Raw genomic sequence first — 8943 nt, 5'->3', positions numbered from 1 at the left:
CCTCACACCCAAACGACAGAGGGGTGTGGAAATCCCCCCGCCGGTGGTTGAGGCGACGGGCGCGCAGCGCCCGTACCGGGGTCAGGGGCGGAGCCCCGGTCTCTCAGCCCCGCCGGCGTTTGAGGCGAGAACGGTTGAAGGGCGGGGAGGGGCGAGCCCGCGCAGCGGCGCCGGACCCGCAGCGGCAGCGGCAGCGGCAGCGGCAGCGGTCAGGCTCCGGCGAAGTGGCCGCGCACGAGCCGCTCCACCGCCGCGAGGTCCCCCGCGGCCAGCGCATCCAGCAGCGCCGAGTGCTCCGCCGCGTCGGCCACCAGGTCACCCCGCCGCACCCGCGGAGCACCCGGCAGGGGCCACTGGGCGCGCCGGTGCAGTTCCTCGGCGATGCGTACCAGCTGGGCGTTGCCCGACAGGGAGAGCACCGCCCGGTGGAAGGCCCGGTCGGCCTCCGCGTAGCGCGGCAGGTCGCCCTCCTCCGCCGCCTCCGCCGCGGCCACGGCGGCCGGCCGCAGGGACTCCCAGGTCGCGGCGGGCACCGACCGGGCCAGCCGGAGCATCACCGGCACCTCGATCAGCGCCCGGACCTCGGACAGCTCCGCCTGGCTGCGGGGGGTGCGGGTCAGCACCCGGAAGCCCCGGTTGGGCAGGCACTCCACCGCCCCCTCCAGCGCCAGCTGCTGCATCGCCTCGCGGACGGGGGTCGCGGAGACCCCGAACCGCTCGCCGAGCGCGGGGCCCGAGTAGATCTCCCCCGGCACCAGCTCCCCGTCCACGAGGGCGGCGCGCAGCGCGTCGAGGACCTGCCCGCGCACGGAGTGCCGCAGCACCTTCTGCTGCGGGATCAGGGGCTCCCGCCCCTGCGGGGCGTGCTCGTCCGACACCGGGGCGTGGGCCGCTCCGTGCACTCGGTCCTCCTCCGGGTCTCGACCGGCTTCCGAGGATAGGCGGAACTCGCGCGTCCCCGGGCTCCCCACACCCCCCGAGATCAGCTAAGGTAAGGCTTACCTTTCCTCACGACGCGTGATTCGGTGGTCCGCATGCCCGGCTCGGCCGTCCCCGCCCTGCTCCCGTCCGCACCCGCCCCGGCCGGCTCTCCGGTGGCCCGTGCGTACGAGCGCCTGGCGGCCGCCTACCCGGGCGTGCGGGCCGAGGAGCGCGGCGCGCACGAACCCCTCCCTCGCGGTGTGGGCTGGGTCGGCGCGCACGAGCTCGCGGCGGGCGGGGCGGCCCTGGACGCCCACCTCGCGTGGGACGAGGCCCAGGTGCTGCGGGACTACGGGCGCCGGGCGCGGCCCGACGTGGTGGCCGGGTTCGGCCTCCACCGGTACGCCTGGCCGGCCTGCCTGCTGATCACCGTCCCGTGGTTCCTGGAGCGCCGGGTGCCCCGGCTGCCGGTGGACCGGGTGGCCTTCCACCGGACCCGCGGGCTGATGTCCGTACGCGTCGAGGAGTTCGCCTGCCTGCCGGACGACCCGGCGGCCTCCCTCCCCGGGGCGCGGGTCGTGCCCGGCGAGGAGGCCCTGCGCGAGGAGGTGCGGGCGGCGGTGGCCCAGCACCTCGGACCGCTGCTGGAAGGTTTCGGCCCGCGGATGCGGCGCGGCCGCCGCGCCCTGTGGGCGATGGCCGCCGACGAGGTCGTCGAGGGGCTCTGGTACCTGGGGAGCCTGCTCGGCGAGGAGCGGCGGGCCGTGCGCCAGCTGGAGCTGCTGCTGCCGGGCGCCCTCGCCCCATACACCGGAGCCGCCTGCTTCCGCACCCTGGCAGGGCCGGGCGGGGCGGAGCTGACCACCCGTGACAGGGCGAGCTGCTGCTTCTTCTACACCATCCGGCCGGAGGACACCTGTACGACCTGCCCGCGCACCTGCGACGCGGACCGCGTCACCCGGCTCACGGCGGCCGACGGCTGAACCCACCCGTGCGGATGAAGTGGATTCGAACTCAACTCGGCCCACCCGAGCGCCAGTTCGACCCACAACACCCTATCCGACGGGACCCGCCCCCCGATGGCGTCCACTTGCCCCGAAACCCACGTGCACCACTGACCGGCTGCGCCACTATGGCGCCCGGAAAGCCGCATACGCGAGGCAAGGGACATCCGCATGAGACTGACCGACATATCGCTGGACTGGCTGCTGCCCGGCAGCCTGTTGATCCTGGGCGTGCTCGCGGCAGTGGCGGTGGTGGCCCGTGGCAAGCGTGAGGGCGAGAAGGCGACGGCCGACGACAGCTGGGAACGCAGCGAGGAACGCCGCCGCCGCAAGGAGGCCGTCTACGGGACCGCCTCGTACGTCCTGCTGTTCTGCTGCGCGGCGGTGGCCGCCGCGCTCTCCTTCCACGGGCTCGTCGGCTTCGGCCGGCAGAACCTCAACCTCTCCGGCGGCTGGGAGTACCTGGTCCCGTTCGGTCTCGACGGCGCCGCCATGTTCTGCTCGGTGCTCGCCGTCCGCGAGGCCAGCCACGGCGACGCGGCCCTCGGCTCCCGGATGCTGGTCTGGCTCTTCGCCGGGGCGGCCGCCTGGTTCAACTGGGTCCACGCCCCCCGGGGCACGGGCCACGACGGAGCCCCGCAGTTCTTCGCCGGGATGTCGCTCTCGGCGGCGGTGCTCTTCGACCGGGCCCTGAAGCAGACCCGCCGCGCCGCACTGCGCGAGCAGGGCCTGATCCCGCGCCCGCTGCCGCAGATCCGCATGGTCCGCTGGCTGCGGGCCCCCCGGGAGACCTTCGGCGCCTGGTCGCTGATGCTCCTGGAGGGGGTGCGCACCCTCGACGAGGCCGTGGACGAGGTGCGCGAGGACAAGAAGGAGCGCGAACAGGACCGGCACCGCAGGCGGGAACAGCACCGCCTCGACCGCGCCCGCATCAAGGCGCTGGGCCGGCAGCACAGGGCGTTCGGGCGGGCCCGGGCGCGTCAGGTCGACCTGCCGGGGCTGGCCCCCGGGGCGGGCTCCGCGCCGGTCGGCGCGGAGCCCGCCATATCGGAAGCGGGACAGCTGCCCCTGCTCCGAAGGCCCTCACTGCAGGCCGTGAACGGAACCGACTCCCCTGATCCGTCCGGGCCCCGGACGGTGGACCTCACCGCCGAGGACGACACCCAGACGATCCCCCGGCTCGACTCACTGGAGCGCAAACTGAAGGACCTGGAGCAGCAGTTCGGCTGACCGAACCGCACGGACACGCAGGCGGGGCACCCCCGGGGCGCCCCGCCTGCGCACGCTCAGGCCCGGGCCGCGCCCGCGGCCCCGAGCTCGAACCAGACGACCTTGCCGCGCCCCATCGCGAGCGGGTCCACGCCCCAGGCGTCGGCCAGCGTCTGCACCAGCACCAGCCCGCGGCCGTGCGTACCGTCGTCGGCGGACGGTACGTACTGCCGGGGCAGGCGGGAGGCGTGGTCGCGGACCTCGACCCTGAGCCGTCCGGCCCGGACGGTCGCGGACACCTCGGCGCCCTGGTCGGTGTGGACGAGGGCGTTGGTGACCACCTCGGTGATCAGCAGCTCCGCCACCTCGGCCGTCTCGCCCCGGCAGCGGTGCCGCACCAGCTCCCGCAGGGCCCGGCGGACCTCGCCCACCGCCTTCAGATCGGCCCGGCGCACGCTCCGCGCCATCTCGGCGCGGTCCTGCTCGGCGCACGCCGACGGCTCCCGCGCCACCGGCCGCTCGGTCCGCCACGTCTTCCCGGTCCTCGCCCCCACCCGCACGGCGACATACCTCCCCGTATTGCGCTGCCCGTGGTCTCGAACAGGTCTACGGAATGCATGCCCCCGGCGACGGTCCGCACTCCTTCATGCTCAAGGCCTGGGCACGTTGCGTAGGTTGGATCGAGCCATCTGGATCATCCGGCCGACCCCGCCGTCCAGCACGATCTTGCTGGCGGACAGTGCAAATCCGGTCACCATCTCGGCGCTGATCTTCGGAGGAATCGACAGGGCGTTGGGGTCCGTCACCACGTCCACCAGAGCCGGCCCCTTGTGCCGGAAAGCGTCCTTCAAAGCGGCCGTGAGCTGCTTGGGCTTCTCGACCCGGACCCCGTAGGCGCCCGCCGCGCGGGCGATCGCGGCGAAGTCCGGGTTCCGGTTCGTCGTTCCGTACGACGGGAGGCCGGAAACCAGCATTTCCAACTCCACCATCCCCAGGGAGGAGTTGTCGAAGAGAATCACTTTGACGGGCAGGTCGTACTGCACCAGGGTGAGGAAATCTCCCATCAGCATCGAGAAACCGCCGTCACCGGACATCGACACCACTTGACGGCCGCGGTCCGTGAACTGCGCGCCGATGGCCTGCGGGAGGGCGTTGGCCATGGAGCCGTGGCTGAAGGAGCCGATGATGCGCCGCTTGCCGTTCGGGGAAAGATAGCGCGCCGCCCATACGTTGCACATGCCCGTGTCCACGGTGAACACCGCGTCCTCGTCGGCGAGTTCGTCGAGTACGGACGCCACGTACTCGGGGTGGACCGGCGTGTGCTTCTCCACCTTGCGCGTGTACGCCTTCACCACCCCCTCCAGCGCGTCCGCGTGCTTCTTCAGCATCCGGTCCAGGAAGCGGCGGTCCTCCTTCGGCCGCACCCGCGTGTTCAGCGCGCGCAGGGTCTCCCGTACGTCCCCCCACACCGCGAGGTCCAACTGCGAGCGGCGGCCCAGGTGTTCGGGACGGATGTCCACCTGGACGATCTTCACGTCGTCCGGCAGGAAGGCGTTGTACGGGAAGTCCGTGCCGAGCAGCACCAGCAGGTCGCACTCGTGCGTGGCCTCGTAGGCCGCGCCGTACCCGAGCAGGCCGCTCATGCCGACGTCGTACGGGTTGTCGTACTGGATCCACTCCTTGCCGCGCAGGGCGTGCCCGACCGGGGCCTTGACCCGGCCGGCGAACTCCATGACCTCGGCGTGCGCGCCCGCGGTGCCGCTGCCGCAGAAGAGCGTGACCCGCTCGGCCTCGTCGATCAGCCGGACCAGCTTCTCGATCTCCCCGTCGCCGGGCCGGACGGTCGGCCGGGCCGTGACCAGGGCGTGCTGGACGGCCTTCTCCGGGGCCGGCCGGGCGGCGATGTCCCCGGGCAGCGCCACGACGCTGACGCCGCCGCGGCCGATGGCGTGCTGGACGGCGCTCTGCAGCAGCCGGGGCATCTGCGCCGGGTTGGAGATCAGCTCGCTGTAGTGGCTGCACTCCCGGAACAGCTGGTCGGGGTGGGTCTCCTGGAAGTAGCCGAGCCCGATCTCGCCGGAGGGGATGTGCGAGGCGAGGGCCAGGACCGGGGCCATGGAACGGTGCGCGTCGTACAGGCCGTTGATCAGGTGGAGGTTGCCGGGGCCGCAGGAGCCCGCACAGGCTGCGAGCCGCCCGGTGATCTGGGCCTCGGCGCCCGCCGCGAACGCGGCCGTCTCCTCGTGGCGGACCTGGATCCACTCGATGCCGCCGGTGCGGCGGATCGCGTCGACGACCGGGTTCAGGCTGTCGCCGACGACCCCGTACATCCGGCGCACGCCCGCACGCACGAGGATGTCGACGAACTGCTCCGCCACGTTCTGCCTGCCCATGGATGGACGCCCTCTCCGGTTCCCCGCGAGCCGTGTGCGTCTTCCATCCACGCACGTCCCGTGCGGTTACGCCTCCCAGAGCGCGGCGGCCGTCCGGTCGTCGGCGTAGCCCTTGAGGCGGAGCTGGGTGTCGGCGAGGAAGGCCGCCAGGCCCGGCGGCTCCCCCTGCGACCAGCGGGCGGCGAGCTCGGCCGGGAGCAGGCCCTCCTCCCGCATGGGCTCGGCGAGGCCGCCGGAGCAGAGCAGCAGGGTGTCACCCGGGCGGGCCACGGAGGCGCGGAACCGGAAGCCGGTGCCGCCGGGCGGGGCGCCGTCCTCCTCCAGGTCCTGCCAGCGGCCCCCGCGCAGCCGGAAGACCCCGCCGGCGCCGGCGCCGAAGCAGATCCGGTTGGGGCAGTCCGGGTCCAGCGGCAGCAGGAGCCCGCGCAGCCCGGCGGTGTACGCCTCCTCGGCGAGCCCGAGCTCGGCGGCACGGGCCCGCAGCCGCCCGTAGCCCCGGTCGGTGAGGCGCTGCAGCCCCGACAGCAGGGCCTCGCGCCGGCCCGCCCGGATGTCGTCGGCGAGCCGCTCCCGGCTGCGCCCGACCGCCGCCGCGACGAGGTGGCCCAGCTCGGCGGCGGCCTCCCGGGCGCCGGGCGCGGCCCGGTCACCGCCGGCCAGCACCACCAGCACCAGGGCCCCGTCACCGCTGCCGAAGCGTGCGGTGAGCAGGAAGTCCCGCCGGGCCTCGCCCCGGTAGCGGGCGGAGTCCCCGCGCAGGGAGGCGGCCCGCAGGGTGTACGTGCCGTAGCGGGCGCCCTCCAGGACGGTGTCCGGGGTCAGGAAGTCCAGCGCGGCCGGGTCGGCGGCGGGCAGCGCCCCCGGCTCGGCGGCGTAGGTGGGGGCGCGGTCGCCGAGGTACCGCACCGCGGGCCGCCCGGGCTGCGGCAGGGCGGCCGCCTCCCCCGGAGCCGGAGCGGGAGCCGGCGGCACGGCCAGGTCCCCCTGCGCGTACCCGGTCTCCCCGGCCACCCGCGGGTCCGGCGGGGCGGGCGGTTCCGGCGGCGGGGGCGGCGGGGGCGGGGCGGGCGGTTCCGGCGGGGCGGCGGCCCGGTACCCGGGCGGTGGCGGCGGTACGGCCACCCCGGCGGGCGCCTCCCGGCGCGGGCCGGGCAGCGACGGCCCGGGCGGGGCCGGGTCGGGCGGGGCCCGGTCGGCCGGGGCCGGATCCGTCACCAGGACCGACGCCGAGCGGAAGCGCTGGTCCAGGGTGTCCCCCGGGTCGGGGGCGGGGGCGGGGCCCGCGTCGGGGTCCTCGTACAGCTTCTGCCACCAGTCCTGCGCGCCCTGCTGACTCATGCCCCCATTCTGGGCGCGACCGGGCGGCGGAAAACCCCGAATCCGGGAAAAGGCCCCACCGGGCCGCCACCCCGCGCGCCCGACCCGCACCACCCGTACACAAGGGCGGAATCAGTACTCCTGATCGACCGTCCGGAAGACCGGGACGGCACCACCTTGGCGGACGGGCGGGCGATGCGGCGAAGATGTCGGCGGGAACGGGGAACGGCCCTGGGGAGTGGGGGTGGACGGGTTGCTTGGAGCGATAGGCCTGGACGAGGGCCAGGAATCGGCGTACCGGGCGCTGGTGGCACTGGGGGCTGCGGAGGTGCCCGACCTGGCACACCGGCTGACGCTGCCGGAACCGCAGACGGAACGGGCACTGCGGCACCTGGAACGCCACGGACTGGCCGCCCGCTCCCCCGGCCGTCCGGGCCGCTGGGTGGCGGCACCGCCGGGCGCCGCCCTCGGGGCCCTGCTGACCCGGCAGCGGGACGAACTGGAGCGGGCGGAGCGGGAAGCGACGCTGCTGGCCCTGGAGTACCGGGCGGAGGCCGCCGAGCCGGCGGTACACGACCTGGTGGAGGTGGTGACGGGCGCCGGCGCCGTGGCCCGCCGTTTCCAGCAGCTCCGGCTGGGCGCGCGGGAGGAGGTCTGCGCGCTGCTGTCCGGCCCGGAGGAGGGCGACGGCGACCGGGCGGCCGTCCGGGGCGTCGAGTACCGGGTGGTCATCGAGCGCGAGGTGCTCACCCTCCCCACCGGTGTGCGGGCGGCCTCCAGCGCGCTGGCCCGCGGCGCACGGATCCGGGTGTCACCGGCGGTCCCCACGAAACTGCTGATCGCGGACGGCAGCCTCGCCATGGTCCCGCTGACGGCCCCCGGGGCGGAGCCGGCCGCCCTGGTGGTGCACGCGTCGGGCCTGCTCGAATCGCTGCGGGGCCTCTTCGAGGCGGTGTGGCGGGAGTCCCTCCCGCTGCGGCTGGGCGCCACGGGCCACCCCGAGGAGGGCGACGGCGGCCCCGACACCACCGACCTGGAGATCCTCTCCCTGCTGCTGGCGGGGATGACGGACGCGAGCGTGGCCAAGCACCTGGAACTGGGCCTGCGGACGGTGCAGCGGCGCGTGAAGGGGCTGATGGAGCTGACGGGCGTCACGACCCGGCTCCAGCTGGGCTGGCACGCGTACGAACGGGGCTGGGTGGCCCGATAGCCGGGGTTCGGTCACGCTGGCCGCATGGATCTGCCGCAGCTGCTCCTGGTGGGGCTGGTGCTGCTGCTCGGGCTGCTGGGGGTCCTGGTCCCGGGGGTGCCGGGGACCTGGCTGGTCTGGGCGGGGCTCCTGTGGTGGTCCCTGCACGAGCAGTCCGCGGCGGCGTGGGCGCTGCTGGTCGCCTCGACGGCGCTGCTGCTGGTGGTACAGGTGGTGAAGTGGCAGCTGCCGCCGAGGCGGCTGCGGGGCGTCGGCGTCACCCGCCGGATGGCGGCGTACGCGGGCGCGGGCGCGGTGGCGGGCTTCGTCCTGCTGCCGGTGGTGGGGGCGGTGCCGGGGTTCGTGGGCGGCATCTACCTGTGCGAACGCCGCCGGCTGGGCACGCACGGGGAGGCGTGGGCGTCGGTGAGGGCGGTGATGCGGGCGGTGGGGACGAGTGTGCTGGTGGAGCTGTTCGCCTGCCTTTCGGTGACGGCGGCGTGGCTCGGCACGGTCCTTTCCCTTTGACGCGCCGCTCGCGCGGCTCGGCCGCAGGCGGCCACGCCTTTTCCACGCGCCGCTCGCGCGGCTCGGCCGCGGGCGGCCTCCCCGGCTTCGCGCCGCTGCGCCGGACTCCGTCCGGCGGCCTGCCGGTCGGGGCCGGTTCGCGTGTCCGGGGCCGGTGGGCCGGGTGCGGGTGGGTGGGCCGCTGCGCGGTGCGGAGTCCCCTACCCGCCCTTCCACCGTTCCCAGGGGCGCTGCCCCTGACCCCGCGCCTCAAACGCCGACGGGGCTGAGAGACCGGACGCTCCGCGCCCGGTGCGCTCAAACGCCGCGCGGGCTGGATTTCGCGCAGCGAAATTCCAGCCCCGCCGGCGTTTGAGGCGCGGGGGTCTGGGGGCGGAGCCCC

The 8943-nt window shown here is 75.1% G+C and carries 8 protein-coding genes; 4 read left to right on the top strand and 4 right to left on the bottom strand.

The genetic code is table 11. The features are described from left to right. Positions 1 to 209: 209 nt before the first annotated feature. Positions 210 to 986: a GntR family transcriptional regulator gene (locus AC07A6_RS40860; protein WP_478780477.1), complete on the bottom strand. Its 777-nt coding sequence runs from the start codon at positions 984 to 986 to the stop codon at positions 210 to 212. 48 nt (positions 987 to 1034) lie between these two features. Here AC07A6_RS40860 and AC07A6_RS40855 point away from each other — a divergent pair, with 48 nt between their 5' ends. Further along, complete coding sequence (locus AC07A6_RS40855) at positions 1035 to 1904, top strand: (2Fe-2S)-binding protein (protein WP_478780474.1); 870 nt, start codon at positions 1035 to 1037, stop codon at positions 1902 to 1904. Between the two features lie 192 nt (positions 1905 to 2096). Then, the gene (locus AC07A6_RS40850; protein ID WP_386275416.1) at positions 2097 to 3155 is read left to right on the top strand and encodes a DUF2637 domain-containing protein; all 1059 of its coding nucleotides are present in this window, start codon (positions 2097 to 2099) and stop codon (positions 3153 to 3155) included. Between the two features lie 56 nt (positions 3156 to 3211). Here the strand turns inward: AC07A6_RS40850 and AC07A6_RS40845 are convergent, their stop codons facing one another. From AC07A6_RS40845 to AC07A6_RS40835, 3 genes are all read right to left on the bottom strand, one after another. After that, on the bottom strand, positions 3212 to 3601 hold the full coding sequence (locus AC07A6_RS40845; RefSeq protein WP_478780476.1) for an ATP-binding protein: 390 nt from the start codon (positions 3599 to 3601) through the stop codon (positions 3212 to 3214). 183 nt (positions 3602 to 3784) lie between these two features. Further along, positions 3785 to 5527, bottom strand: coding sequence for a pyruvate dehydrogenase (locus AC07A6_RS40840; protein WP_478780473.1), 1743 nt, complete (start codon positions 5525 to 5527; stop codon positions 3785 to 3787). Between the two features lie 66 nt (positions 5528 to 5593). After that, complete coding sequence (locus tag AC07A6_RS40835; protein ID WP_478780472.1) at positions 5594 to 6865, bottom strand: PP2C family serine/threonine-protein phosphatase; 1272 nt, start codon at positions 6863 to 6865, stop codon at positions 5594 to 5596. A 232-nt stretch (positions 6866 to 7097) separates the two neighbouring features. Here AC07A6_RS40835 and AC07A6_RS40830 point away from each other — a divergent pair, with 232 nt between their 5' ends. Together AC07A6_RS40830 and AC07A6_RS40825 are read left to right on the top strand one after the other, a co-directional pair. After that, positions 7098 to 8054: a helix-turn-helix domain-containing protein gene (locus AC07A6_RS40830; protein ID WP_478780475.1), complete on the top strand. Its 957-nt coding sequence runs from the start codon at positions 7098 to 7100 to the stop codon at positions 8052 to 8054. Between the two features lie 24 nt (positions 8055 to 8078). Next, the gene (locus tag AC07A6_RS40825; protein ID WP_362474700.1) at positions 8079 to 8561 is read left to right on the top strand and encodes a DUF456 domain-containing protein; all 483 of its coding nucleotides are present in this window, start codon (positions 8079 to 8081) and stop codon (positions 8559 to 8561) included. Positions 8562 to 8943: the final 382 nt, after the last annotated feature.

It is taken from the genome of Streptomyces sp. NPDC044002, from assembly GCF_056434525.1.
Note: the sequence above shows the minus strand (reverse complement) of the source record. Positions and strands in the feature narration are given on the sequence as shown.

What these genes read in the sequence shown, in the direction of transcription:
- AC07A6_RS40855 (WP_478780474.1), top strand. Translation starts at nt 1,035, where the DNA reads ATGCCCGGCTCGGCCGTCCCCGCCCTGCTCCCGTCCGCACCCGCCCCG.
- AC07A6_RS40850 (WP_386275416.1), top strand. Translation starts at nt 2,097, where the DNA reads ATGAGACTGACCGACATATCGCTGGACTGGCTGCTGCCCGGCAGCCTG.
- AC07A6_RS40845 (WP_478780476.1), bottom strand. Translation starts at nt 3,601, where the DNA reads ATGGCGCGGAGCGTGCGCCGGGCCGATCTGAAGGCGGTGGGCGAGGTC.
- AC07A6_RS40840 (WP_478780473.1), bottom strand. Translation starts at nt 5,527, where the DNA reads ATGGGCAGGCAGAACGTGGCGGAGCAGTTCGTCGACATCCTCGTGCGT.
- AC07A6_RS40835 (WP_478780472.1), bottom strand. Translation starts at nt 6,865, where the DNA reads ATGAGTCAGCAGGGCGCGCAGGACTGGTGGCAGAAGCTGTACGAGGAC.
- AC07A6_RS40825 (WP_362474700.1), top strand. Translation starts at nt 8,079, where the DNA reads ATGGATCTGCCGCAGCTGCTCCTGGTGGGGCTGGTGCTGCTGCTCGGG.